At 61.5% G+C, this 24,153-nt stretch carries 24 protein-coding genes; 13 read left to right on the top strand and 11 right to left on the bottom strand.

The window, feature by feature from the left end; translation table 11 throughout:
• Positions 1-100: 100 nt before the first annotated feature.
• Positions 101-1,630: a PLP-dependent aminotransferase family protein gene (locus ABOC32_RS03370; protein ID WP_426810135.1), complete on the bottom strand. Its 1,530-nt coding sequence runs from the start codon at positions 1,628-1,630 to the stop codon at positions 101-103.
• 90 nt (positions 1,631-1,720) lie between these two features.
• Here ABOC32_RS03370 and ABOC32_RS03365 point away from each other — a divergent pair, with 90 nt between their 5' ends.
• From ABOC32_RS03365 to ABOC32_RS03355, 3 genes are read left to right on the top strand one after another with little or no spacing between them, the layout of a single operon-like run.
• Positions 1,721-2,350 carry an FMN-binding negative transcriptional regulator gene (locus ABOC32_RS03365; protein WP_426810134.1) on the top strand — a complete coding sequence of 210 codons (630 nt, stop codon included), beginning with the start codon at positions 1,721-1,723 and terminating at the stop codon, positions 2,348-2,350.
• Positions 2,351-2,362: 12 nt separating this feature from the next.
• Complete coding sequence (locus ABOC32_RS03360) at positions 2,363-2,809, top strand: N-acetyltransferase family protein (RefSeq protein WP_426810133.1); 447 nt, start codon at positions 2,363-2,365, stop codon at positions 2,807-2,809.
• A 7-nt stretch (positions 2,810-2,816) separates the two neighbouring features.
• Positions 2,817-3,488, top strand: a complete 672-nt coding sequence (locus tag ABOC32_RS03355; RefSeq protein WP_426810132.1) for a GNAT family N-acetyltransferase — start codon at positions 2,817-2,819, stop codon at positions 3,486-3,488.
• 184 nt (positions 3,489-3,672) lie between these two features.
• On the opposite strand, the gene oadA is transcribed toward ABOC32_RS03355, so the two are convergent.
• Positions 3,673-5,478 (bottom strand): sodium-extruding oxaloacetate decarboxylase subunit alpha, encoded by a 1,806-nt coding sequence (gene oadA / locus ABOC32_RS03350; protein ID WP_016502269.1) that lies wholly within the window; start codon positions 5,476-5,478, stop codon positions 3,673-3,675.
• An 11-nt stretch (positions 5,479-5,489) separates the two neighbouring features.
• Entirely contained in the window at positions 5,490-6,905 is a 1,416-nt protein-coding gene (locus ABOC32_RS03345; RefSeq protein WP_043199878.1) for an acetyl-CoA carboxylase biotin carboxylase subunit, read from the bottom strand.
• 189 nt (positions 6,906-7,094) lie between these two features.
• Here ABOC32_RS03345 and ABOC32_RS03340 point away from each other — a divergent pair, with 189 nt between their 5' ends.
• Entirely contained in the window at positions 7,095-8,057 is a 963-nt protein-coding gene (locus ABOC32_RS03340) for a LysR family transcriptional regulator (protein ID WP_426810131.1), read from the top strand.
• Here ABOC32_RS03340 and ABOC32_RS03335 read toward each other — a convergent pair.
• The gene (locus ABOC32_RS03335) at positions 7,999-8,217 is read right to left on the bottom strand and encodes a PA3496 family putative envelope integrity protein (protein ID WP_081042070.1); all 219 of its coding nucleotides are present in this window, start codon (positions 8,215-8,217) and stop codon (positions 7,999-8,001) included. The two genes, ABOC32_RS03340 and ABOC32_RS03335, sit on opposite strands and share 59 nt — an antisense overlap.
• A 214-nt stretch (positions 8,218-8,431) precedes the next feature.
• A complete protein-coding gene (gene hexR / locus ABOC32_RS03330; RefSeq protein WP_016489869.1) occupies positions 8,432-9,298 on the bottom strand; it encodes a transcriptional regulator HexR in 867 nt (288 codons plus the stop codon).
• Positions 9,299-9,401: 103 nt separating this feature from the next.
• Between hexR and zwf the strand changes: the two genes are divergently transcribed.
• The 5 genes from zwf to ABOC32_RS03305 all read left to right on the top strand — a co-directional run bounded on the left by zwf (position 9,402) and on the right by ABOC32_RS03305 (position 15,088).
• The gene (gene zwf / locus ABOC32_RS03325; RefSeq protein ID WP_426810130.1) at positions 9,402-10,844 is read left to right on the top strand and encodes a glucose-6-phosphate dehydrogenase; all 1,443 of its coding nucleotides are present in this window, start codon (positions 9,402-9,404) and stop codon (positions 10,842-10,844) included.
• Positions 10,845-10,933: 89 nt separating this feature from the next.
• Complete coding sequence (locus tag ABOC32_RS03320; protein WP_426810129.1) at positions 10,934-11,251, top strand: hypothetical protein; 318 nt, start codon at positions 10,934-10,936, stop codon at positions 11,249-11,251.
• 139 nt (positions 11,252-11,390) lie between these two features.
• The gene (uvrD, locus tag ABOC32_RS03315; RefSeq protein ID WP_426810128.1) at positions 11,391-13,577 is read left to right on the top strand and encodes a DNA helicase II; all 2,187 of its coding nucleotides are present in this window, start codon (positions 11,391-11,393) and stop codon (positions 13,575-13,577) included.
• 133 nt (positions 13,578-13,710) lie between these two features.
• Positions 13,711-14,565 (top strand): TIM44-like domain-containing protein, encoded by an 855-nt coding sequence (locus ABOC32_RS03310; protein WP_234226215.1) that lies wholly within the window; start codon positions 13,711-13,713, stop codon positions 14,563-14,565.
• Between the two features lie 115 nt (positions 14,566-14,680).
• Positions 14,681-15,088, top strand: a complete 408-nt coding sequence (locus ABOC32_RS03305; protein WP_400737754.1) for an SMI1/KNR4 family protein — start codon at positions 14,681-14,683, stop codon at positions 15,086-15,088.
• A 177-nt stretch (positions 15,089-15,265) separates the two neighbouring features.
• On the opposite strand, the gene ABOC32_RS03300 is transcribed toward ABOC32_RS03305, so the two are convergent.
• Positions 15,266-17,026, bottom strand: coding sequence for a cation:proton antiporter (locus tag ABOC32_RS03300; RefSeq protein WP_086976562.1), 1,761 nt, complete (start codon positions 17,024-17,026; stop codon positions 15,266-15,268).
• A 342-nt stretch (positions 17,027-17,368) separates the two neighbouring features.
• Between ABOC32_RS03300 and ABOC32_RS03295 the strand changes: the two genes are divergently transcribed.
• Positions 17,369-17,854 (top strand): acyl-CoA thioesterase, encoded by a 486-nt coding sequence (locus tag ABOC32_RS03295; protein WP_003253263.1) that lies wholly within the window; start codon positions 17,369-17,371, stop codon positions 17,852-17,854.
• Here ABOC32_RS03295 and pdxY read toward each other — a convergent pair.
• Positions 17,851-18,723: a pyridoxal kinase PdxY gene (pdxY, locus tag ABOC32_RS03290; protein ID WP_426810127.1), complete on the bottom strand. Its 873-nt coding sequence runs from the start codon at positions 18,721-18,723 to the stop codon at positions 17,851-17,853. The two genes, ABOC32_RS03295 and pdxY, sit on opposite strands and share 4 nt — an antisense overlap.
• A 119-nt stretch (positions 18,724-18,842) precedes the next feature.
• Between pdxY and ABOC32_RS03285 the strand changes: the two genes are divergently transcribed.
• A complete protein-coding gene (locus tag ABOC32_RS03285; RefSeq protein WP_426810126.1) occupies positions 18,843-19,235 on the top strand; it encodes a DUF3301 domain-containing protein in 393 nt (130 codons plus the stop codon).
• Here ABOC32_RS03285 and ABOC32_RS03280 read toward each other — a convergent pair whose 3' ends face one another.
• Genes ABOC32_RS03280 through zigA form a run of 3 tightly spaced genes read right to left on the bottom strand, consistent with a single transcriptional unit; the run spans position 19,236 to position 22,077 of the window.
• Complete coding sequence (locus ABOC32_RS03280; protein WP_426810125.1) at positions 19,236-20,207, bottom strand: CobW family GTP-binding protein; 972 nt, start codon at positions 20,205-20,207, stop codon at positions 19,236-19,238.
• Between the two features lie 38 nt (positions 20,208-20,245).
• Positions 20,246-20,872 carry a DUF1826 domain-containing protein gene (locus ABOC32_RS03275; RefSeq protein WP_426810124.1) on the bottom strand — a complete coding sequence of 209 codons (627 nt, stop codon included), beginning with the start codon at positions 20,870-20,872 and terminating at the stop codon, positions 20,246-20,248.
• Entirely contained in the window at positions 20,869-22,077 is a 1,209-nt protein-coding gene (gene zigA / locus ABOC32_RS03270; RefSeq protein ID WP_426810123.1) for a zinc metallochaperone GTPase ZigA, read from the bottom strand. The genes ABOC32_RS03275 and zigA overlap by 4 nt, the downstream gene beginning before the upstream one ends.
• A gap of 115 nt (positions 22,078-22,192) precedes the next feature.
• Between zigA and ABOC32_RS03265 the strand changes: the two genes are divergently transcribed.
• Positions 22,193-22,579: a glutamine synthetase gene (locus ABOC32_RS03265; protein ID WP_426810122.1), complete on the top strand. Its 387-nt coding sequence runs from the start codon at positions 22,193-22,195 to the stop codon at positions 22,577-22,579.
• Positions 22,580-22,604: 25 nt separating this feature from the next.
• The gene (gene folE2 / locus ABOC32_RS03260; RefSeq protein ID WP_426810121.1) at positions 22,605-23,510 is read left to right on the top strand and encodes a GTP cyclohydrolase FolE2; all 906 of its coding nucleotides are present in this window, start codon (positions 22,605-22,607) and stop codon (positions 23,508-23,510) included.
• Here folE2 and ABOC32_RS03255 read toward each other — a convergent pair.
• The gene (locus ABOC32_RS03255) at positions 23,494-24,021 is read right to left on the bottom strand and encodes a DUF3617 domain-containing protein (RefSeq protein ID WP_016502287.1); all 528 of its coding nucleotides are present in this window, start codon (positions 24,019-24,021) and stop codon (positions 23,494-23,496) included. The genes folE2 and ABOC32_RS03255 overlap by 17 nt on opposite strands.
• Positions 24,022-24,153 lie beyond the last annotated feature (132 nt).

Here is a 24,153-nt window from a genome sequence, read left to right as displayed (position 1 = left end):
CCGGCAAGCCAGCTCCCACAGGAACTTCACTGCTTTCAAGGCAGGCGCAATACCTGTGGGAGCTGGCTTGCCGGCGATTGGGCCGCGAAGCGGCCCTATTTCAATGTCTCCACGCCCTGCGCAAGCGCATCAAAGCCTCGGCAATCTCCCCCTCCGGCACCGCCGCAAACCCCAGCACCAGCCCCGCTCGCTTATCCACAGGCACCTCGCTGTCCGCCAACCAGAAATTGCTCAGCGGCGTCACCTCCACACCCACCGCTTCAGCCTTGGCCACCAGTTCCTGCTCCCGCGCAAAGTTATCCACATCTACTTTCACATGCAGCCCGGCCGCCACTGCCGGCATGGCGCCCAGCCCGGGAATATCCACAGGCCAGCCGGCCTTGAGCACATTTCGCCGGCTCAACGCCGCCTTGCGCATGCGCCGGATATGCCGCTGAAAGTGCCCGCGGGCCATGAACTCGGCCATCACGCATTGGCTGCTGACCTCGGAATGCCGCACCGCCAGCGCCTTGGCCTGGCTGAACGCCTGGGCCAGCGGCGGCGGCAGCACCAGGTAACCCAGGCGCAGCGCCGGGAAGGCGATTTTGCCGAAGGTGCCGACATACAGCACCCGCCCATGCTGGTCGAGCGCTGCAAGCGGGGCCAAGGGCGCGCCGCTGTATCGGTACTCACCGTCGTAGTCGTCCTCGATGATCCAGCCATCGTTACGCTCGGCCCAGGCCAGCAATGCCAGGCGACGCGCCAGGCTCATGGTCACCCCGGTCGGGTACTGGTGAGCAGGCGTCACATAGGCCAGCCGGCAATCCTCCAACTGCCCGAGCCGACCGCAATCCATCCCCTCTTCATCCACCGGTACGCCAAGCACCCGGCCACCCGCCAGTGCAAGCGCATGACCGGCCGCCCGATAGCCCGGGTTTTCCACAGCCACCGCGTCGCCCGGCTGCAACAGCAACTGTGCACAAAGGCTGATGGCCTGCTGCGCACCACTGGTGATCACAATTTGTTCAGCCATGCAACTCAGCCCACGCGAGCGACGCAAGTAGGCAGCGATCAGTTCGCGCAGCATCGGCTCACCCGCCGGGTCGCCATAACCCAGTTGTGCGGGGCTCGGATTACGCCAGAAACCCGCCTGCAGCTTGGCCCAGACGTCAAACGGGAACAGGTCGAATGCGGGAATACCGACGCGAAAAGCACGCGGCTGACCGCTTCTTGGCGGCGGCAAGTGGTTGGTTTTCAGCCGCTGCAAAGCTTCGCTGGAATGCCGGTTGCTGGATAAATCCTCAGTATTTTTTACTGAAAATGTGGATAAGTCTGTTGATAACCCATGGGATAACCCTGTGGATATTTGTGTGGATAGTTTTGGTAGCCGGCTTACATAGGTGCCATCGCCCACCCGGCTTTCGATGTAGCCCTCGGCGTACAACTGGTCATAGGCACGCACCACGCTGTTGCGTGAAAGCGCCAGCATGCTGGCCAACTCGCGGGTGGCCGGCAGCCGGGTACCGCTGCTCAAGCGCCCGTCCAGCACCCGCGCGCGCAGCACCTGGTACAGCTGCTGGCTGAGCCCGCGGCGGCGGTCCAGGGCGATCCCGGAAGGGTCGAAAGGCAAAACGAGGGGGCTATCACCCATGGCATTGGACCTATGAAAACAGGCAGTAATGGCTCTTACCCAGAACCAATAGCCTGCCTAGGATGGCACCATTGCACAAGGAAACCGAGCATGTACAACAGCAAACCCCACCAGGAACACGACCTCGGCCGCCTGCACCAGCACATGCTCGACACCCGCCTGGCCGTGCTGGTCAGCCAAGGCGAACAAGGCCTGTTGGCCACACACCTGCCGGTACTGGTCGACACGGGCGAAGGCGAGTTCGGCACCGTGTATGCGCACCTGGCGCGGGCCAACCGCCAATGGCAGGACCTGGCGCAGGGTGGCGAAGCCCTGCTGGTCTTCCCCGGCGCCGATGCCTATGTCAGCCCCGGCTACTACCCAAGCAAAGCAGATAACCCCAAGGTCGTGCCGACCTGGAACTACCTGGCCGTACACGCCTATGGCCCGGCCGAGGTGATCCACGACGCAGCAACGCTACTGAGTATCGTCAGCCGCCTGACCGAGCGCCACGAACAAGGCCGCAACGAACCGTGGAGCGTCACCGACGCCCCGGCTGACTACATTGACGGCATGCTCCGCGCCATCGTCGGCATCCGCCTGCCCATCGCCCGCCTGCAAGGTGCGCGCAAGCTCAGCCAGAACCGCTCCGAGCAAGACATCGCCGGCGTGCGCGAAGGCCTGAGCGCCAGCCCCGATCAACTGGACAACCAACTCGCGGCGCACATGCGCCAACTGTGAAGGAATAGCCCCATGCCCAGCGTTACCCTGCGCCCCGTCAGCGCCCAAGACCATGCCGCCTGGCTCGCCCTGTGGCAGGCCTACCTGCTCTTCTACGAAACCGAGTTGGCCGATGAAGTCAGCCTGAGCACCTGGCAGCGCCTGCTCGACCCGAGTGAGCCGACCCATTCGGCACTGGCCTGGGTCGATGGCAAGGCGGTGGGGATGGTCAACTTCATCTACCATCGTTCCAACTGGAGCATCGAAAACTCCTGCTACCTGCAGGACCTGTACGTCGACAGCGCGCAGCGTGGCCTGGGCATTGGCCGCCAGCTGATCGAGCACGTCTACACCACAGCCAAGGCCGACAACTGCATCAAGGTGCACTGGCTGACCCACGAAACCAATGCCACCGCCATCAGCCTGTATCAGCAGGTTGCCGAGCGCTCGGGCTTCATCCAATTCCGCAAAGGCTTGTAGGCCGAACATGACAGACGCATTGAACTGGAAACCCGCCGCAACGCCCCAGGCCGAGCCGATCGACGGCCGCTTCATCCGCCTGGAAAAGCTCGACCCGGCGCGCCATGGCGACGACCTCTGGGAAGTGCTGCAAGGCCCAACCGCCGACCCGGTGCTGTGGGACTACCTGCCCTATGGCCCGTTCGCCGAACGTGCTGCCTTCGACCGCTGGCTGGAGGGCAACGCCGCAGGGCGCGACCCACTGTTCTACACCGTCATCGACCGCCCCAGCGGCCAGGCCCAGGGCATTCTCAGCCTGATGTCGATCGTGCCCGACCACGGCCGCATCGAAATCGGCCACATCGCCTTCGGCGCCGCCATGCAGCGCACACCCAAAGGCACCGAAGCGGTGTACCTGCTGGGCAAGCTGGGCTTCGAACTGGGCAACCGCCGGCTGGAGTGGAAGTGCAACAACGCCAACGCCCGCTCCAAGCGCGCGGCAGAGCGGTTTGGCTTCACCTACGAAGGGGTGTTCCGCAAGCACCTGGTGGTGAAGGACCATAACCGCGATACGGCCTGGTATTCGATTACCGATGAAGAGTGGCCGGCGGTGGCCGCCGGGTTCGAGCGGTGGTTGAGCGAGGCGAACCAGCAGCCGGGGGGTCAGTTGGAAACCCTTGAAGCATGCCGTCAAAGCTGAGGAATGTGTCTGATCAGCCGGCCTCTTCGCGGGTAAACCCGCTCCCACAGGTACATCACTGACCTCAAGGCTTGTGGAAATCCTGTGGGAGCGGGTTTACCCGCGAAGAGGCCGATAAATCCAGCACAAAAAAAGGGGAGCATCCGCTCCCCAGAGGTTAACCGCTTGTAGATAAAGGCTTAGTTCAGCCCTCGATCTCGATCAGGATTTCGCCCGGCGTCACGCGATCGCCCTTGGCCACGTGGATGGCCACGACCTTGCCGGCGATGGCCGCCTGCACTTCGGTTTCCATCTTCATGGCTTCGGTGATCAGCACGGCCTGGCCGGCCTTGACCACGTCACCTTCCTTGACCAGTACATCGACGATGTTGCCTGGCATGTTGGTACTGACGTGGCCTGGGTCGGTGGCTTGCTTGCGCTTGCTGCCGCCGCCGACGAACTCGTTGAGTGGCTCGAACACCACTTCTTCCGGCATGCCGTCGATCGACAGGTAGAAGTGGCGCTTGCCTTCGGCCTTCACGCCAACGCCGGTGATGTCGACGCGGTAGGTTTCGCCGTGCACGTCGATGACGAACTCGGTCGGGACGCCTTCACCGCCTGGCGCAGAAACGGCGCCAGCCTCTGGAATCGGCAGCAACGCTTCCGGGGTGAGGGTGCCGGCTTCGCGTTCTTCGAGGAACTTGCGGCCAATGTCCGGGAACATGGCAAAAGTCAGCACGTCTTCTTCGCAACGGGCCAGGGCACCGATGTCGGCACGCAGCTTGGTCATCTCTGGCTTCAGCAGGTCGGCCGGGCGCACGTCGATCACTTCTTCGCTGCCGATCGCCTGGCGGCGCAGCTGCTCGTTGACCACACCCGGGGCCTTGCCGTAACCGCCTTGCAGGTACAGCTTCACTTCGTTGGTGATGGTCTTGTAGCGCTCGCCGGCCAGCACGTTGAAGAACGCCTGGGTGCCGACGATCTGCGAGGTCGGCGTCACCAGCGGCGGGAAGCCGAGGTCTTCACGCACACGCGGGATCTCTGCCAGCACTTCGTTCATGCGGTTGAGCGCGCCCTGCTCTTTCAGCTGGTTGGCCAGGTTGGAAATCATGCCGCCCGGCACCTGGTTGACCTGCACGCGGGTGTCCACGGCGGTGAACTCGCTTTCGAACTGGTGGTACTTCTTGCGCACCGCGTAGAAGTACAAGCCGATTTCCTGCAGCAGCTCCAGGTCCAGGCCGGTGTCGAACTCGCTGCCCTTGAGCGCAGCAACCATCGACTCGGTACCCGGGTGGCTGGTGCCCCAGGCGAAGCTGGAGATGGCGGTGTCGATGTGGTCGGCGCCGTTTTCCACAGCCTTGAGCTGGCACATGGCGGCCAGGCCGGCGGTGTCGTGGGAGTGGATGAACACCGGCAGCGACTGCTCGGCCTTCAGTGCCTTGACCAGTTCGCCAGCGGCGAACGGGGTCAGCAGGCCGGCCATGTCCTTGATCGCCACCGAGTCGCAACCCATGGCTTCCATCTGCTTGGCCTGGGCAACAAAGGCGTCGATGGTGTGCACAGGGCTGACCGTGTAGGCGATGGTGCCCTGGGCGTGCTTGCCGGCGGCCTTGACCGCTTCGATGGCCACGCGCAGGTTACGCACGTCGTTCATGGCGTCGAAGATGCGGAACACATCGATGCCGTTTACCGCAGCCTTGGCGACGAAGGCCTTGACCACGTCGTCGCTGTAGTGGCGGTAGCCCAGCAGGTTCTGGCCGCGCAGCAGCATTTGCAGGCGGGTGTTGGGCAAGGCTGCGCGCAGCTTGCGCAGGCGCTCCCACGGGTCTTCTTTCAGGAAGCGCACGCAGGCGTCGAAGGTGGCGCCGCCCCAGACTTCCAGCGACCAGTAGCCGACTTTGTCGAGCTTGTCGCAGATCGGCAGCATGTCTTCGGTACGCATGCGGGTGGCCAGCAGGGACTGGTGGGCGTCGCGCAGGATCGTGTCGGTTACGTGAATTTTCTTGGACATTATAGGTTTCCTCACAGGCCTGCGTGGGCGGCGATGGCGGCGGCGATGGCCAGGGCCAGCTCTTCGGGTTTGCGCTTGATCGAGTAGTTGGTCAGTTCAGGGTGGCTTTCGACGAAGCTGGTATTGAACTGCCCGCTACGGAATTCCGGGTTGCGCAGGATTTCCTGGTAGTACGCGGCGGTGGTCTTCACCCCTTGCACGCGCATGTCGTCCAGGGCTCGCAGGCCGCGGTCCATGGCCTCTTCCCAGGTCAACGCCCACACCACCAGTTTCAGGCACATGGAGTCGTAGAACGGCGGAATGGTGTAGCCGGTGTAGATCGCTGTATCGGTACGCACGCCCGGGCCGCCGGGGGCGTAGTAACGGGTGATCTTGCCGAAGCTGGGCAGGAAGTTGTTCTTCGGGTCTTCCGCGTTGATGCGGAACTGCAGCGCGTAACCGCGGTGCTGGATGTCTTCCTGCTTGACCGACAGTGGCAGGCCCGAGGCGATGCGAATCTGCTCACGGACGATGTCGATACCGGTGATTTCCTCGGTGATGGTGTGCTCCACCTGCACCCGGGTGTTCATTTCCATGAAGTACACCTCGCCATCGGCGAGCAGGAACTCCACGGTACCGGCGTTCTCGTAGTTCACCGCCTTGGCCGCACGCACCGCCAGGTCGCCGATGTAGGCGCGCTGCTCGGGCGTGAGCTGGGGGCTTGGGGCAATTTCAATGAGCTTCTGGTTACGGCGCTGGATCGAGCAGTCGCGCTCGAACAGGTGCACCACGTTGCCGAAGCTGTCACCGAGGATCTGTGCCTCGATGTGCTTGGGGTTGACGATGCACTTTTCCAGGAACACTTCCGCCGAACCAAAGGCCTTGGTGGCTTCGGAAATTACCCGTGGGAAGTTCTGTTCCAGCTCTTCGCGGCTGTTGCAACGGCGAATACCGCGGCCGCCACCACCGGAGGTGGCCTTGAGCATCACCGGGTAGCCGATGCGCTCACCTTCGCTCAGGGCCTCATGAATATCGGCAACGTTGCCTTCGGTGCCCGGGGTAACCGGCACACCGGCGGCAATCATGGTGCGGCGCGCTTCGGTCTTGTCGCCCATGCCGCGAATGACGTCAGCGGCGGGGCCGATGAACTTGATCCCGCGTTCGGCGCAGATCTCTGCCAGTTCAGCGTTTTCCGACAGGAAACCATAGCCCGGGTGCAGGGCATCACAACCGGTTTCCACAGCCAGGTTCACCAGCTTGCGCGGGTTCAGGTAACCGGCCAGCGGCTCGGCACCAATGCTGTGGGCTTCGTCGGCGCGCTTGACGTGCAAGGCGTGCCGATCGGCGTCGGAATAGATCGCTACCGAGCGTATGCCCATCTCGGCGCAGGCACGCACGATCCGAACTGCGATTTCACCTCGGTTGGCGATCAGGATTTTTTTTATCACTGGAGTCTTCCCAAAGCCGTAGGAACAGTCGAGCCGGTTCTACCGGTCGGCGCGTGACCAGGCGTTGCTGGCCAGTCGCATATTCACCCTAGCGCTGTAGGTCGATAAACAAAAATCAATATTTGTTAGAGGCAGCATTAGTAAAAGCTTATAGTGCAGTTACAAGGTGTTGCCGAAGGGCGGGTGAAAATGCGTAAGTCATTGATGCGTATGACTTTGCGTCAATTGCAGATCTTCAATGAGGTGTGCGATTTGCGCTCGTACAGCCGGGCAGCGGAAGAGATGTCGCTGACACAACCCGCCGTTAGTCTACAGATCCGTCAGCTCGAAGAGCTGATCGGCCAGCCGCTGTTCGAGTACGTGGGCAAGAAGCTCTACCTGACCGAAGCGGCCGAAGCCCTGCAACGCGCCAGCCGCGACATCTTCGGGCGCCTCGAGAGCCTGGACATGCAGCTGTCGGACATGCAGGGCTCATTGCAGGGGCAGCTCAAACTGGCGATCGAATCCAGCGCCAAGTACTTCGTGCCACACCTGTTCGCCGCCTTCAAGCAGCGTCACCCGGAGGTCAACCTGACCCTGACGGTGGTCAATCGCGCCCAGGCCATCCGCCGCCTTTCGGATAACCGCGACGACATCATCATCATGTCGATGGTGCCGCAGGACATGGGCCTGGAGTTTCTGCCGTTCCTCAACAACCCGATCATCGCGGTGGCGCCGCCCGAGCACCCGCTGTGCAAGCTGGAGCAGCTGCGCCTGCAGGACCTGGAGCCTCATACCCTGCTGGTACGCGAGCAAGGCTCAGGCACGCGCAAGGCCTGCGAGGAGTATTTCAAGGACAAACGCGTGCATTTCACCCAGACCCTGGAAGTGGCCTCGGCCGATGCCCAGCGCGAGTGCGTGATCGCCGGCCTGGGCATTGCCCTGCTCACCCGCCATGCGGTCAACCTGGAGCTGGCCACCGGTGCGCTGAAGGAGCTACCGGTGGAAGAGCTGCCGCTGTACCGCAGCTGGTGCGTGGTGCAGTCCAAGGCCAAGCGGCAGTCGCCGGTGGCCTTGGCGTTTCTGGCGTTCATCCGCAGCGAACGTGCGTTGATCAGTGCGCTTGTTGAGCGTTTTTCGGGGAAGTTGCCGCTGAAGACTGCCACACCGTGAGTGCTTGCAACTCGGGGTAATCCACAAGGTCGCGCAGCAGTTGACGCTGGTCGCAATACACCTCGATCGCGCGGCGGTATTCCATGCGGCGCTGATCCTTTTCCTGCTGCTTGCGAGCTTTGGCGTTGGGTTGGTAGATACCGTCGTGGTCACGTGCCATTGCCTGTCTCCCAGATAGGATGCGGGAGTTTCAGACTGGCCTTGAAGGTTTACGATTTGGCTGTGGAACGGTGACAAAACAGTGAAATTTTTATCGCCTGTGTTGGCCTCTTCGCGGGTAAACCCGCTCCCACAGGTACCCCACAGTATTCGGCCCTGTGGCTATCTTGTGGGAGCGGGTTTACCCGCGAAGAGGCCAGCACAGGCTGTCGCAATCAGTCGTCTGTAGCCTTGATCGACTTGGGCGACAAACGCAAGCTGCGCAAGCTGCGCTTCACGCTTTTCAGGTGGTTGACCAGGCTCGGGCCGCGCGCCATGGCCACGCCCATGGCCAGCACGTCGATCACCACCAGGTGGGCGATACGCGAGGTCAGCGGGGTGTAGATTTCGGTGTCTTCATGCACGTCGATCGCCAGGTTCACGGTCGACAGCTCGGCCAGCGGCGTCTGGCTTGGGCACAGGGTAATCAGGTTGGCACCGCTCTCACGCACCAGGTTGGCGGTGATCAGCAGGTCCTTGGAGCGGCCCGACTGGGAAATACACACCGCCACATCGCCAGGCCTCAAGGTAACCGCCGACATCGCCTGCATATGCGGGTCGGAATACGCGGCCGCACTGAGCAGCAGGCGGAAGAACTTGTGCTGGGCGTCCGCCGCGACCGCGCCGGATGCGCCAAAGCCATAGAACTCCACACGCTGCGCCTGGGCCATGGCGCTCACCGCCTGTTGCAGTGCATGCGGGTCGAGGTGCTCGCGCACTTCCATCAGCGTGTGCAGGGTGGTGTCGAAAATCTTCAGGCTGTAGTCGGCAACCGAGTCGTCTTCATGGATGGCGAACTGGCCAAAACTGGCCCCGGCGGCCAGGCTCTGCGCCAGTTTCAATTTCAGGTCCTGGAAGCCCGAGCAACCGATGGCCCGGCAGAAACGCACGATCGTCGGTTCACTGATACCCACGCTGTGCGCCAGGTCGGCCATCGAGCTGTGCATGACCGCAGCCGGGTCGAGCAGCACGTGGTCGGCCACTTTGAGTTCCGATTTGCGCAGCAGGTGGCGCGATTGGGCGATATGTTGCAACAGATTCACGGGCTGGACTCGGTTATGATCGACTGGCCGGGTTGTAGCTTTCTTGTAGTTATACTACATGGACGCCAACCCGCCCAGTTAAACGAACGTGGAGAGTGGCGGTTTGACTATTCCTTGCGACATTCTGGTGTTCGGTGGCACCGGCGATCTGGCCCTGCACAAACTCCTCCCGGCGCTCTATCACTTGTATCGCGAGGCGCGCCTGAACAACGCGGTACGCATCATTGCCCTCGCCCGCCGCAACATAAGCCGTAACGAATACCTCAAGCTCGCAGAACGCCATTGCCGCGCGCAGATTGCCCGCAATGACTTTGACGAAGACGTGTGGCAACGCTTTGCCGCGCGCCTCGACTACTTCCCCATGGATGCCTCGCAAAGCGCCGACTTCGGCCGCCTGGCGCGCTACCTGGGCGAGCCCGGCGGGCTGACGCGCATTTTCTACCTGGCCACCGCTCCCAACCTGTTCGTGCCGATTGCCAACTACCTGCGTAACGCCGGCCTGGCCGACCCCGAAGCGCGCATCGTGCTGGAAAAGCCGATCGGCCACTCGCTGGCCTCGGCCACCGCCATCAACGAAGCGATTGGAGCAGTGTTCGACGAAAACCAGGTATTTCGCATCGACCACTACCTGGGCAAGGAAACCGTGCAAAACCTGATGGCCCTGCGTTTCGCCAACGCCCTGTTGGAGCCGGTGTGGCGCAACAATCAGGTCGACCACGTACAGATCAGTGTTTGCGAAACCCTGGGGGTTGAGAACCGCGGGGCCTACTACGACCGCGCCGGGGCAACCCGCGACATGCTGCAGAACCACCTGCTGCAGCTACTGTGCCTGGTGGCCATGGAGCCACCTGCGCAGTTCGAGGCTGAAGCGGTACGCGACGAAAAGGTGAAGGTCCTGCGGGCCCTCAAGCCCATCACCGGCCAGGACGTGCAGGACAAGACCGTGCGCGGTCAGTACGGTGCCGGGCACATCGGCGGCCAGGAGGTGCCGGCCTACTACTTCGAAAAGGACGTCGACAACGACAGCGATACCGAAACCTTCGTGGCCATCGAAGCGCACATCGACAACTGGCGCTGGGCAGGTGTGCCTTTCTACCTGCGCACCGGCAAGCGCATGGCGCGGCGCTCGTCGCAAATCGTCATTCAGTTCAAGCCGGTACCCCACGAGCTGTTCAGCGGCGGCCAGGTCAACCAGCTGTTGATCCAGCTGCAACCGGATGAGCGCATCAGCCTGCGCATGATGACCAAAAGCCCCGGCAAGGGCATGCGGCTGGAACCGGTCGAGCTGGACCTGAACCTGGCTCAGGTGTTCAGCCAGACCCGCCGCTGGGAAGCTTACGAGCGGCTGCTACTGGACATCGTCGAGGGCGATTCGACACTGTTCATGCGCCGCGATGAAGTGGAGGCGGCCTGGCACTGGATCGACCCGGTAATAAAGGGTTGGCAGGAGCACTTCCAGGCACCACGCCACTATGCCGCCGGGAGCAATGGCCCGGAACAGGCCGGCAGCCTGCTGGCCAGGCATGGCAGGCATTGGTACAGCTGAAGCGCTTCGCTCTGCCGTGCGGGCAGGTGCTGCAAGCAACCTGTCGTTGGGGAGGTGCATACCGCCCTTCCCAGGACAGGAGTATCGAAATGATCATCGAATGCAAAGACTGGCAGGCCCAATACGACAAGATGCCACTAGGCACTCGGCTCCGGGTGAACGGCAACATCACCGTAAGCCACCCAGGCATGGTACCGGTACTGGTCAAGCGCGCCATTCAGGACAAATCCTTTGCACTGGCCCTGGAGCTTGAACTGAAACAGGAGGATGGCAACTTCATTCAAGTCGTCTGCGACAAGCAAGTCCGCGTCGAACTGCCCGACGAGCAAGGCCCGATCCCGAAAGTGGATATTTTCCATGAAGGTCAATTGATCGCCACCATCACCGACATCGTCGAAACCCATTGATGCCGGCTGGCGGCCACGGCAGGCGAATAGCCTGCCATGGCCGCTTTCTGCCATGAGCGGGCTACCGATCGCCGCTTGGCAGGGTGAATATTCATACAGTGCCATTTACCCTTCCCCTGCTGCGCCCTAGAATGGCCCGATGCACACAGATGACCTCTCCCTCCTGCTGAACTCCCTCAACGATGCTCAACGCCAGGCCGTCGCGGCCAAGCTCGGGCGTCAACTGGTGCTTGCTGGCGCCGGCTCCGGTAAAACCCGCGTGCTGGTGCACCGCATCGCCTGGCTGATCCAGGTGGAGCAGGCATCGCCGCACTCGATCCTGTCGGTGACCTTCACCAACAAGGCGGCGGCAGAAATGCGCCACCGGATCGAGCAACTGCTGGGGATCAACCCGGCAGGCATGTGGGTCGGCACCTTCCACGGCCTGGCCCATCGCCTGCTGCGCGCCCACTGGCAGGAAGCGCGGCTGGTGCAGAACTTCCAGATCCTCGACAGCGATGACCAGCAGCGCCTGATCAAGCGGGTCATGCGCGAGCTGGGCCTGGACGAGCAGAAGTGGCCGGCACGCCAGGCCCAGTGGTTCATCAACGGGCAGAAGGACGAAGGCCTGCGCCCGCAGCATATTCAGGCTGGGGGCGACCTGTTCCTGGCGACCATGCGCGAGGTGTATACCGCCTACGAACAGGCCTGTGAGCGCGCCGGGGTCATCGACTTTTCCGAACTGTTGCTGCGTGCCCTGGACCTGTGGCGCGACTACCCGGGCCTGCTGGAGCACTACCAGCGGCGCTTCCAGCATGTGCTGGTGGACGAGTTCCAGGACACCAACGCCGTGCAGTACGCCTGGTTGCGCCTGCTGGCGCGCGGTGGTGCCAGCCTGATGGCGGTGGGCGACGACGACCAGTCGATCTACGGCTGGCGCGGTGCCAAGATCGAGAACATTCACCAGTACACCGCCGACTTCCCCGACGCCGAAATGATCCGCCTGGAGCAGAACTACCGCTCCACCGGCGGCATCCTCAAGGCCGCCAACGCCCTGATCGTCAACAACACCGGGCGCCTGGGCAAGGAACTGTGGACCGACATGGGCGAAGGCGAACCGCTGACCCTGTATGCGGCCTACAACGAGCACGACGAAGCGCGCTACGTGGTGGAAACCATCGAAAGCCTGGTCAAGCAGGGCAACGCGCGTAACGAAATCGCCATTCTGTACCGTTCCAACGCCCAGTCGCGGGTGCTGGAAGAGGCCCTGCTGCGCGAGCGTATCCCCTACCGCATCTATGGTGGCCAGCGCTTCTTCGAACGCGCCGAAATCAAGAACGCCATGGCTTACCTGCGGCTGATCGAAGGGCGTGGCAACGACGCTGCCCTGGAGCGGGTGATCAATGTGCCGCCACGCGGCATTGGCGAGAAAACCGTCGAAGCCATCCGCGAGCATGCCCGCCACAGCCAGGTGTCGATGTGGGAAGCCATGTGCCAGCTGCTGGCGGCCAAGGCGATGAAGGGCCGCGCCGCCAGCGCCCTGGGTGCATTCATCGAGCTGATCGAGGGGTTGGCTGCCAAGGTCACGGACATGCCGCTGCATACCATGACCCAGACCACCATCGAACAGTCCGGGCTGATCACCTATCACCAGGAAGAAAAGGGTGAAAAGGGCCAGGCACGGGTAGAAAACCTTGAGGAACTGGTGAGCGCGGCGCGCAACTTCGAGTCCACCGACGAAGACGCCGATCTCTCGCCGCTGTCGGCCTTCCTCGGCCATGCCTCGCTTGAAGCCGGCGATACCCAGGCCGACGAGCATGAAGACAGCGTCCAGCTGATGACCTTGCACAGCGCCAAGGGCCTGGAGTTCCCGTATGTGTTCCTGGTGGGCATGGAAGAAGGCCTGTTCCCGCACAAGATGAGCCTGGAAGAACCCGGCCGCCTGGAAGAGGAACGCCGCCTGGCCTACGTGGGGATTACCCGCGCCATGCGCCAGCTGGTCATGACCTACGCCGAAACACGTCGCCTGTATGGCAGCGAGACCTACAACAAGGTGTCGCGTTTCGTACGTGAAATTCCGGCCGGCCTGATTCAGGAAGTGCGCCTGTCCAACAGCGTCAGCCGCCCGTTCAGCGGCGCCAAGACGGCCACCAACAGCAACCTGTTCGCCAATGCCAACATTCCGCAGACCGCGTTCAACCTCGGCCAGCGTGTACAACATGGGGTGTTTGGCGAAGGCGTCATCCTCAACTTCGAGGGTTCGGGCGCCCAGGCACGGGTGCAGGTGAATTTTGCCGAAGGCAGCAAGTGGCTGATGCTGGGGTATGCCAAGCTCGAAGCCATCTGAAGACCAGGGCCGCCCTGCCGGGGCGGCCTTGTAACATTCAGGCAAAAGCTCGAAACACTATGTCGCTGGTCATGTGCCCGGGAACCTGTGCACCATGACGCGCGTGCAATCCACAACAGGGGATATCCCACTTATGCAACGTTTTCTTAGCATCGCACTGGCGCTCTGCGTCGGCCTGACGCTGAGCCTGGACGCCAACGCCAAGCGTTTCGGCGGCGGCAAGAGCTCGGGCTCCGCGCCTATCCACCAGACCCGCCAGGCTACGCCAACCACGCCTGCCGCCGCTCCGGCTGCCGCACCTGGTCGTGCAGCTCCGGCCGCCAGCGGTGCTTCGCGCTGGCTGGGCCCACTGGCCGGCCTGGCCGCCGGTGGTCTGCTGGCATCCATGTTCATGGGCGACGGTTTCGAAGGCTTCCAGATCATGGACTTCCTGATCGTGGCGCTCATCGCCTTCCTGGTGTTCCGCTTCATTGCCGCACGCCGCCGCCAGCAGCAGCCGCAAATGGCCATGCCAGGCCATGCGCCGATGCAGCGTGAGGCTCACAACCAGCCGGCCCAGCAATCGGTGTTTGGTGGTTCGGCCGCACCTGCCGCCGCTGCCCCGGTGATCAACGCCCCGGCCTGGTTCAACGAGCAAAGCTTCCTGGCTGCTGCCCGTAACCACTTCCAGTCGCTGCAGCAGCACTGGGATGCCAACGAAATGGACAAGATCACCGAGTTCGTTACCCCGCAAATGCTCGAGTTCCTCAAGCGTGAGCGTGCTGAACTGGGTGACGGCTTCCAGTCCACCTACATCGACAACCTCGAAGTACAGCTGGACGGTATCGACGACCGCGCCGACCGTACCGACGCCACCTTGACCTTCCGTGGCGTGTCGAAGAACTCGCGCTTCGACCAGGGCGAAGCGTTCAGCGAAAGCTGGCACATGGTTCGCGCCCCAGGCGAGAACCAGCCTTGGCTGGTCGCCGGTATCCGTCAAAACGGCTAACCGCAACGTGCTGTACAAAAAAACCCCGGGCCTGTCCCGGGGTTTTTGCTTTTGCCAGAGTGGCCTACTAGGGTATAACGCGCAGCGTTGTCATCTAGGTCAGAGGAAGTGAACCGTGGAAGAAGTGATCGAACAACTCCGAGAAGCCAATGAGCCAGTACCGGTGCCCCTGGAGCTACCCGACGAAGACCAGCTGGTAGAAATCGAAGAGCAGCTGTTCATCAATATTCCATTCGTGTTCAAAGAGTTTCTGCTGACCGTGAGTGATGTGGTTTACGGCTCCCTTGAGCCTGTTACTTGTACCGACCCACAGTCGCACACCTACCTGCCAGAAGTTGCCGCCAACGCTTGGGATGCCGGGGTGCCGCGTGAGCTGATCCCGTTGTGCCAGGACGGTGACAACTACTACTGCGTCGAGGAAGACGGCACTGTGGTGCTGTGGGACGCCGAAGACGAAATTGTCGGCGAGGACAGCTGGGAATCGGTGTGGCACTGGGCGCGGGATGTGTGGCTGGAGAGCTGATCTCCCCCATTGCCTGGGTTACCACGATCCCTGTAGGAGCAGCCTTGCGCTGCGAAGAGGCCATTGCAGGCGCAGATAGTCGTTAGCCTTACCGGCCTCTTCGCAGCACAAGGCTGCTCCTACAAGTGATGGGCAAGAAAGTTGCTCCCACCAAGCCCGTTCGCCCGTTCACAGCCCTCAGTGCGTGTTCTCGCGACTGTTTTCCAGCGTCTCCAGCAAGGCAATCTGCATGCGCGTGTGCACGCGGATGAACCAGCGCCACAACAAGGCCACCACCACCGCGGCCACCACGGCAATCACCAGCAGCAACTCGCTGGTGGGCAGAATGCTCGCCGACAATGCCGACAGCAGCAGGAAAATCACCAGCAGGGACAACAGCGGGATAACCTCGGCGATCACGCGGCGCACACGCTGGGTATGCCGCCCGGCCATTTCCGGCTTCACGCCCATTTCTGCCAGCAGCATCGACAGCGCCTTGAGCTTGCGATAGGCCGCGATCAGGAATGGCAGCGACAGCAACAACGCCGCCCCCCAGATCATCGCCTTCTGCTGGCTGACATCGCTGACCCACTCACTGAGCCAGTTGCCGATACGCTCTGCAAAGTAGCCACCACTGAAGAAGATGGCGATCACCAGCGCCAGGTTCACCCCCACCTGCAACAGGATGCGCCGGATCATTGCGGCCAGCATGGCGCTCTCGCCCTGCGGCTGGATATTGCGCAACCATTCGCCATACAACGAAAGCACCCGCGCCAGGCGGGTGGGCACTACATTGCCAAGCTTCTGCGACAGCGGGTCGGCCGCACGGATCAGGTAGGGCGTCAGCAGCGTGGTGATGGCCGATACTGCGACCGCCACCGGGTACAGGAAGTCGCTGGTCACCTGCAGCGTCATGCCCAGCGCGGCGATGATGAAGGAAAACTCGCCAATCTGCGAAAGGCCCATGCCCACCCGCAGCGACGTGCGCCCGTCATTGCCGGCAATGAACGCCCCCATGCCACAGGAGAGCATCTTGCCCAGTACCACCGCCAGGGTGATGACCACGATCGGCCAGGCGTAATCGACGAGCACCTGAGGGTCGATCATAAGGCCGATGGCGACGAAGAAGATGGCACTGAACAGGTCGCGTACGGGCTCGATCAGGCGTTCGATCTTCAGCAACTGACGGGATTCGGCCATGATCGCGCCAATCAGGAAGGCGCCCAGCACCATGCTGTATTCCAGCTTCACCACCAGCAGGCAGAAGCCAAAGCACAGGCCAAGCACGGTAATCAGCAGCATTTCGTTGCTTTCGAACTTGGCCACGTAGGCCAGCAGCCGCGGCACCAGCAGAATGCCGATGACCAAGGCAACGATCATGAACAGCGACAGTTTGCCCACGGTGGAGAACACTTCGCCCGAGCTGACCGAGCCGCTGACAGCGATGCCGGACAGCAGGGCGATGATGCCGATGCCGAGGATGTCCTCCACGATCAGCACGCCGAAGATCAACTGAGCGAAGCGCTCGTTCTTCATCTTCAGGTCGTTCAGTGCCTTGACGATGATGGTGGTCGAGGAAATGGCCAGGATGGCGCCGAGGAACAGTGAATCCATGGTGTTCCAGTCGAACCAACGACCGATCTCGTAGCCGATCCAGATCATCAGCACGATTTCCAGGAACGCCGCGATGAACGCCGTGGCGCCCACCTTGAACAGCTTGCGCAGGCTGAATTCGAGCCCCAGGCAGAACATCAGGAAGATCACCCCCAGTTCGGCAAGGATCTTGATGGTCTCTTCGTCATGGATCAGGCCGAATGGCGGGGTGTGCGGGCCGATGATGAAGCCGGCGACAATGTACCCCAGCACCACCGGCTGCTTGAGCCGGTGAAAAAGAATGGTGACCACGCCAGCGACCAGCATGATGACTGCCAGGTCCTGGATGAAGCTGATGGCATGCATGGCGTGATACTCCTTTTCTCGTCTTTTTATGGATGCCTGGGCAGACCGCTCCTCTGCCGAGGCAAACCCGAGCGAGCAGCAAGTACATACTGTATTGAATGCAGGAAAGCCCATGGTGCATGGGCGTACTCAGGTTAACATCGCACCCCGCCGCAAAAAGCCGGTGCAATATGCGGAAACAGATCGGCTAGAAAAGCGCCGCTGATGGCATGATCAGCGTGACGATGGCGCGTCAGCCAACGTCCCGTATCCGTAAGGCAAATTCAAAAGAGGGGAATAGAAATGTCAGCCGATAACGCCCCCCATTCGCCCGATTCAGCGCAACCTCACCGTGAGCACACTATGGAACCTGGAAACGCCCAGCTGAGCATGACCGTCCTGATGACCCCGGACATGGCCAACTTTTCTGGCAACGTACATGGCGGCACCCTGCTCAAGTACCTCGACGAAGTGGCCTATGCGTGCGCCAGCCGCTATGCCGGCAGCTATGTGGTGACCCTGTCGGTCGACCAGGTGATCTTCCGCGAGCCCGTGCACGTGGGTGAACTGGTGACCTTCCTGGCGTCGGTCAACTACACCGGCAACACCTCGATGGAGGTCGGCATCAAAGTGGTGACCGAGAACATCCGCGAGCGCTCGGTGCGCCATTCCAACAGCTGTTTCTTCACCATGGTCGCGGTCGACGACAACCGCCGCCCGGTGCCGGTGCCGCCACGCCAGCCGCACAGCAGCGAAGAAAAGCGCCGCTTCCTGCAGGGCCAGCAGCGCCGTCAGATCCGCCAGGAGCTGGAGAAGCGCTACCAGGACCTGAAAACCGACGCTATCTAAAACGCCAGCAACTGCGCCTCGAAGCGCACCCGCGGGTGGGCGATGCGGTCCTGGGCCCGCACCAGCTGCAGTTCGTAGCTGGCGCAGGCCTGGGTTTCCAGTAGCACCTCATGCACGGCTGCCGCGGTGAATTCGAACGCCTGCACCCAGCTGTCGCCGAGCAGCACGCGGGCCAGGAACAAGCCTGAGGTCAGGTCACCCACCCCCACCGGCTGACGCGGGAACGCCAGCAGCGGGCGGCGCAGGTGCCAGCTTTGCCCGGCGGTCACCAGCAGCATTTCAAACTGGTCTTCAGCCCGCCCGGGGTAGACCAGGTGCTTGACCAGTACCACCTGCGGCCCACGCTGCAACAGGCTGCGCGCCATGCTCACGCAATCCTCCAGCGACTGCGCGCGGCGCCCACAGAAGCTGTCCAGCTCCAGCTGGTTGGGGCACAGGATGTCGGCACGTGCCGCCGCCTCGTCGAGCAGGAACTCGCTGACTTCCTGTGGCACGATGCAGCCCTTCTCCGGGTGCCCCATGACCGGGTCACACAAGTACAAGGCCTTCGGGTTCACCGCCCTGATGCGCTCGACACCGGCCAGGATCGCCCGCCCCTGTTCGGCACTGCCCAGGTAGCCGGAAAGCACCGCATCGCAGTGACCCAGCTCGCCAATGTTGGAAATACCTTCCACCAACGCAGGAATTTGCGCCGGGGCAAGCACTTCCCCCGCCCACTGGCCATACTGTGTGTGATTGGAGAACTGCACGGTATTGAGTGGCCAGACATTGACCCCGATACGCTGCATGGGAAACACCGCGGCGCTGTTGCCGGCGTGGCCGAACACCACATGGGACTGGATGGCGAGCAGGTGCGGGGTACGTTTCATGCGGGGGTTTCCAAAGCTGTTTCAAGGATTGTGCGCAGCGCAGTATGAACTCGATTGCCACCTGTACGACAGGCCAGGGACGCAGTTAAGCTGGATCTACCTGTTTGGAGCATACGCAAATGTTGACCCTGGAGAATGTGTTCGTCCTGATGCTGTTCGCCACGGCAGGCGGCTGGTTGTGGCACAACCATGGGTTGCGCGAAAAAGCCCTGGAACGGGTCAAACAGCATTGCGCCAAGCTCGACCTCGAGCTGCTCGACGATGCCGTCGCACTCAAGCGCATCGCCTTGGTCCGTGATGCCAATGGCCGCAAGCGCCTGGCACGCATCTATGCCTTCGAGTTCACCGTCACCGGCGAGCAACGCCATCCCGGTACCGTGACCCAGTTTGGCGCGCACAGCGTGCAGATTGAGCTGGCGCCCTATCCCTTCGAAATCAAGACCCCGCCACGCACCGACAATGTCATCGAGATGCAGCAGTGGCGCCAGGAACACAATCGCTGGCGCAACTGATCAACTGACGCGGCATTCGCTCAACCCCGCTTGCAGTGTGGGTTGCGATTGCGGCTGATCAAAAATCAGCTCGATACGGCTATCCCTGCGCCAGTCACTGGGCTGCCACATAGGCATGTCACCATTAAGCCCATTGAACGACCGCCAGCCTTCCACGCTGTGGATAACTCCTTTGGCGCGCCGCCACCGCCAAGCACGCAAGAACGCCTCTAGCTGCTGTGGATAAAACTGCTGTGCGGGATGCCAGCGCCAGCCGATGCTCCAACCTCCCTCCCCCTGCTGGGCAAGACAGATCGGCTGGCTGGGGTCTGTCCACAATATTGTTGGGGCACCTCCAAGATTGTCGACAATCCTGTTTTCCTCAAATGGGCTGTCGACAATCTGTACGAGGGAGCCAGGAAGGCTTGATAACGGCACCTGACCCTGTACCGACCACATCAGTTTCTTGTCGTTAAATTTATTACTTATCAACAACTTAGATTTTTCATCCACAGCCTCTGACTTGTTGAAAACCACGTATTCAGAGGCGTTTAAAGCCTGCTGTTGAGCCTCCGGAAGCGGCTCGTTTCGCACCATGGATTGAGCATCGACAACCATCAGCAATGGCTGGATTGTCAGCACTCCAGCCCATGGCGCCTGCTGTAGTTGAGCAAGCAGCTGCAACGGGTGACCCAGGCCGGAAGGCTCGATAAACAGCCGGTCAGGCCGGGATTTGCGCAATAACCGGCCCAGGCCCACCTGGAACGGCATGCCGTTGACACAACACAGGCAGCCGCCAGCGACCTCGCCGATGGCGATGCCATCTTCGTCACGGCTGAGCAAGGCCGCATCCAGGCCAACAAGGCCGAATTCGTTGATCAAAACCGCCCAGCGTTCGTTGCCCGGGCGCTGGGCCAGCAGATGGCGGATCAGGGTGGTCTTGCCGGCCCCCAGTGGGCCAGCAATCACATGGGTGGGGATGTTCTGCAGCATGGGATGGCTCAGGCGGGGTGATGGCTCACTATGCGCCGTCAGGCTAGCCAGTCAAGGCTGAGCAGCAGGCGCCCCTGCTGGACCGAGGGCGAGCGGTGCACCAGGCCTGCACCTTCGTTGCCTTGCCACTTCTCGCCTTTGAGTACGGCCACTTCACCGACCTGCAGTTGCTGAATGTTATCCACAGGCGCTTGGGCTGTGTGTAACTCCGCGCGCGGGCTCTCCTGCTCTCGCAACCACTCGCTACCCGGGCCCGCATAGGTGGTGAGCAACCGCAACGGCACGTTATCCACATGGAAGCGCGGGCACATGGGCCCGGTCAGTACCCGCAGGCGCAAACCGACCCGCCGCGCGCCAACAAGGCAGGTATAGGCCCCCACCAGCCAGGCCACATCGGCCACGAATGCTTCGTAACCATGCAAATCCGCCGCTTCGCGCAGCAAATCCGATAAAACCGGCATTTGCTGCTCGTCCACATCGATCACGCGCTGATCAGCCAGGTTTTGCCCAAGGCTGACCACCAGTTCGGCAAAATCCTCCAGCTGTGGCGGCAAGCGACGGCGCCACACCGCAAGGTTCACGCCGTCCTGCAGCACGTCGGTCAACACCAGCGGCGTTTCGCCAAACACCTGGAAGATATCCACAGGCTTGAGCGCCGGGTTCATGCTGCTACCTCTTCGTGCCAAGGCCCAAATGGATCGGGCAGACGCAACCAGCTCATGTGCCCCAACTCCATTTCTTCATCCGTCAACAGACATGCTTCAAGGTCTGTGGATAACTTTTTGAAGTCGATATTCTGACCGATGAACACCAATTCCTGCCGGCAGTCACCGGTTTCGGCGGTCCAGTGTTTCAAGATATCGGCAGTGTTATCCACATCCTGCGGCCACTGCTCGCGCGGCACGAAACGCCACCAGCGCCCCGCCAGGCCGTGGCGCATCATGCCACCTGCCTGGGACCAGCTACCGGCTTCCTGGTACTTGCTGGCCAACCAGAAAAAACCCTTCGAACGCAGCAGCCGTCCATTGCTCCAGGGCATGTGGATAAAGTCGAAAAAGCGCTGGGGATGAAGTGGCCGCCGGGCCTGCCAGGTCGTGGCCGCGATGCCGTACTCTTCTGTTTCTGGCACATGCTCGCCGCGCAACTCTTGCAGCCAGCCAGGCGCTTGGGCCGCTTGGTCGAAGTCGAACAGGCCAGTGTCCAGGATGCGCGCCAGCGGTACCTGGCCCATGACCATGGGCACGATCTGCGCCCGGGCGTTGAGGCTGCGCAAAATGGCCATGAGTTCTTCGCGCTCGTGCTGGCTGATCAGGTCGATCTTGCTCAGCAACAGCACATCGGCGAACTCCACCTGCTCGATCAGCAGGTCGCTGATCGACCGCTCGTCCTCTTCACCCAAGGTTTCGCCACGGCTGGCCAGGCTGTCTGCGGCCTGGTAATCGCGCAAGAAATTCAGGCCATCGACCACAGTGACCATGGTGTCCAGCCGCGCCATGTCGGAAAGGCTGCGGCCCTGCTCGTCGCGAAAGGTGAACGTCTCGGCAACCGGCAGTGGCTCCGAGATACCCGTGGACTCGATGAGCAAATAATCGAAGCGGCCTTCTTCGGCCAGCCGCGCCACCTCTTCGAGCAGGTCTTCACGCAGGGTGCAGCAGATGCAGCCGTTGCTCATCTCGACCAGTTTCTCTTCAGCGCGGTTGAGGCTGACGTTGCGCTGCACCTCGCTGGCGTCGATGTTGATTTCACTCATGTCGTTGACGATGACCGCGACCCGCAGGTTGTCGCGGTTACGCAGCACATGGTTGAGCAAAGTGCTCTTGCCGGCGCCGAGGAAGCCAGACAGCACGGTGACAGGGAGACGATTGGACATGGCGAAACCTCTTCAGGCGAGCGCATTCGAAACGATGCATTGCACAATGTTATAAAGTAACAATACAATTTCGCCAAGCCGTTCTCGACGGACGCGTATTCACCGAGGATGAAAAATGAACCTGCCACGCGCCATGGTGTTGCTGTTGTTGTTGCTCGCCATGCCCACTTCGCTGTTCGCCATGCCAAAGAGCAGCCCGTTGGCAGTGTGTACCCGCAGCGCGACACTGCTCGCCTGCCAGGACGGCAAGGGCAGTTATTACAGCGTGCGCAGCGAAGGCAGCACGTTCTACCTGCGCGGCTACGACTTCAGCAGCCGGCGCCTGTGGGCACAAACCAACAGCCGCTATGGCACGTTGACCTTTTTTACCGGCCTGGCTAGCGACGGCGAAGCCTGGGTGGGTTACAGCCGTCGCGTTGGCTGGACCACCCTGAACCGCGTATCCAGCTCCAGTGGCCAGCGCTTCAAGCTGCATTGCAGCCTGGTGGGCGGTTGCCACTGATGCCTCTTTTTGTTTGGAAAGCCAGATGACCCAGCTCAAGCTCCCCGACATCGCAGCACAAACCCTGGAGTACACCTTGCCTTTGGACTGGGTGGGCATGTGCGGGATCGCCTTGCCTGTGCAGTTCGAAGGGCGCACCGCAGCGGCCAAAATCGATGCCGGGGTAAGCCTGGTAGACGGCAGCTCACGCGGCATTCATATGTCGCGGCTTTACCTTGCCTTGGAGTCATTGGAACACCAGCCCCTCACTCCGCTGGCAATCAGGCAGCTACTGGCTGATTTTCTGAGCAGCCATGAAGGGCTTTCTTCGGCAGCCTACCTGCGCCTGCGCTTTGAGCATCTGCTGAAAAGACCGGCATTGATCAGCCCATTGGCAGGCTGGAAAAGCTATCCGGTTACGGTCGATGCACGGATAGAAAATGAAATGTTCCACGTGGAACTATCTGTTTCCGTACCTTATTCCTCTACCTGTCCATGCTCGGCTGCACTTGCACGGCAGCTGATTCAGCAGCAATTCATGGACGACTTCAGCGAGGAGCAGGTAGAAAGATCCGCAATAGTGCAGTGGCTTGGTAGCGCCGAAGGTATTGTGGCAACGCCCCACAGCCAACGAAGTACCGCGCAAATCCAGGTACGGCTGCGCAACAATGAGCACGTCCTACCTGTCACCGAATTGATCGATTGCATTGAGGCAAGCTTGGGGACTGCTGTACAGACCGCTGTGAAACGTGCGGACGAGCAAGCCTTCGCCTTGGCCAACGGGCAGAACCTGATGTTCTGTGAAGACGCCGCACGACGCCTGCACAAGGCGCTAAGGCAACTGGAATGGAGCACGGCTTTCAAGCTGCGCGTGGAACATGCAGAAAGCCTGCATGCCCACGACGCCGTCGCTACCAGCCAATGGCAATGGGACGTCAGCTGCGCGGTTTGACCGTGCCACAGTCATTGCCCAGCCACACCGCACGGGTGTTCATGCTGCCTTGCTGCTGAACACCCGAAGCGTTGAAGGTACCACTGACCTGGGTGGTGAATTCACGGTCGCTGAGGAAGGTGGCTTGGCCAGTACCCTGTGCCTTGGGGCAGCTGAACTGGAACTTCCACACATTACCGGTACGGTCGGTAATCTTCTGGGTGCAGCCTGACTTCGGGTCCTGCAGCGGGATGTCGTTGGTTGCCACCTGCTCTGGCGTCAGGCACGAACGCACGCCGTTGCCACCCACCGTCACCCCTTGTTTGGCCAACACCCCTTCCATCATCGCGCGCTGTTCAGGCGGCAGGTTTTTCAACTGACCGAGCATGAACTGCATGTCGGGTAACGGCTTGCCATCGACCTGCATGTTGCTGGTGGTCAGCTCCCACAAACCTGGTTGCAGCACCTGCGCATGCACCAGCGGGCTGCTCGCAGCTAGGGCCAACGCCAACAGTGGCAGACGAATCTTCATGGACGATCGCTCCTGGAAAAAACCGGCCAAGCGGGCCGGGCTGAACCTTGGACGCCAAATCCACCTTCAGGTTGCAAGGCGGACCGGGAACGTGTTCTGTTAGCTCAAGTGTACTCGGCAAGCAGGATGCAT

This window comes from Pseudomonas sp. WOUb67 (assembly GCF_050058005.1).
In the GTDB taxonomy this organism is placed as follows: domain Bacteria; phylum Pseudomonadota; class Gammaproteobacteria; order Pseudomonadales; family Pseudomonadaceae; genus Aquipseudomonas; species Aquipseudomonas putida_R.
This window is presented reverse-complemented; position numbering and strand designations above follow the sequence as displayed.

Bases quoted from the DNA above. Each gene is read 5' to 3' on its own strand.
- ABOC32_RS03340 (WP_426810131.1), top strand. From the start codon at position 7,095: ATGCGTAAGTCATTGATGCGTATGACTTTGCGTCAATTGCAGATCTTC.
- ABOC32_RS03320 (WP_426810129.1), top strand. From the start codon at position 10,934: ATGATCATCGAATGCAAAGACTGGCAGGCCCAATACGACAAGATGCCA.
- ABOC32_RS03360 (WP_426810133.1), top strand. From the start codon at position 2,363: ATGCCCAGCGTTACCCTGCGCCCCGTCAGCGCCCAAGACCATGCCGCC.
- uvrD (WP_426810128.1), top strand. From the start codon at position 11,391: ATGCACACAGATGACCTCTCCCTCCTGCTGAACTCCCTCAACGATGCT.
- pdxY (WP_426810127.1), bottom strand. From the start codon at position 18,723: ATGAAACGTACCCCGCACCTGCTCGCCATCCAGTCCCATGTGGTGTTC.
- ABOC32_RS03275 (WP_426810124.1), bottom strand. From the start codon at position 20,872: ATGAACCCGGCGCTCAAGCCTGTGGATATCTTCCAGGTGTTTGGCGAA.
- ABOC32_RS03310 (WP_234226215.1), top strand. From the start codon at position 13,711: ATGCAACGTTTTCTTAGCATCGCACTGGCGCTCTGCGTCGGCCTGACG.
- ABOC32_RS03365 (WP_426810134.1), top strand. From the start codon at position 1,721: ATGTACAACAGCAAACCCCACCAGGAACACGACCTCGGCCGCCTGCAC.
- ABOC32_RS03285 (WP_426810126.1), top strand. From the start codon at position 18,843: ATGTTGACCCTGGAGAATGTGTTCGTCCTGATGCTGTTCGCCACGGCA.
- zigA (WP_426810123.1), bottom strand. From the start codon at position 22,077: ATGTCCAATCGTCTCCCTGTCACCGTGCTGTCTGGCTTCCTCGGCGCC.
- ABOC32_RS03265 (WP_426810122.1), top strand. From the start codon at position 22,193: ATGAACCTGCCACGCGCCATGGTGTTGCTGTTGTTGTTGCTCGCCATG.
- folE2 (WP_426810121.1), top strand. From the start codon at position 22,605: ATGACCCAGCTCAAGCTCCCCGACATCGCAGCACAAACCCTGGAGTAC.
- oadA (WP_016502269.1), bottom strand. From the start codon at position 5,478: ATGTCCAAGAAAATTCACGTAACCGACACGATCCTGCGCGACGCCCAC.
- ABOC32_RS03335 (WP_081042070.1), bottom strand. From the start codon at position 8,217: ATGGCACGTGACCACGACGGTATCTACCAACCCAACGCCAAAGCTCGC.
- ABOC32_RS03300 (WP_086976562.1), bottom strand. From the start codon at position 17,026: ATGCATGCCATCAGCTTCATCCAGGACCTGGCAGTCATCATGCTGGTC.
- ABOC32_RS03255 (WP_016502287.1), bottom strand. From the start codon at position 24,021: ATGAAGATTCGTCTGCCACTGTTGGCGTTGGCCCTAGCTGCGAGCAGC.
- ABOC32_RS03355 (WP_426810132.1), top strand. From the start codon at position 2,817: ATGACAGACGCATTGAACTGGAAACCCGCCGCAACGCCCCAGGCCGAG.
- ABOC32_RS03295 (WP_003253263.1), top strand. From the start codon at position 17,369: ATGGAACCTGGAAACGCCCAGCTGAGCATGACCGTCCTGATGACCCCG.
- ABOC32_RS03280 (WP_426810125.1), bottom strand. From the start codon at position 20,207: ATGCTGCAGAACATCCCCACCCATGTGATTGCTGGCCCACTGGGGGCC.
- ABOC32_RS03370 (WP_426810135.1), bottom strand. From the start codon at position 1,630: ATGGGTGATAGCCCCCTCGTTTTGCCTTTCGACCCTTCCGGGATCGCC.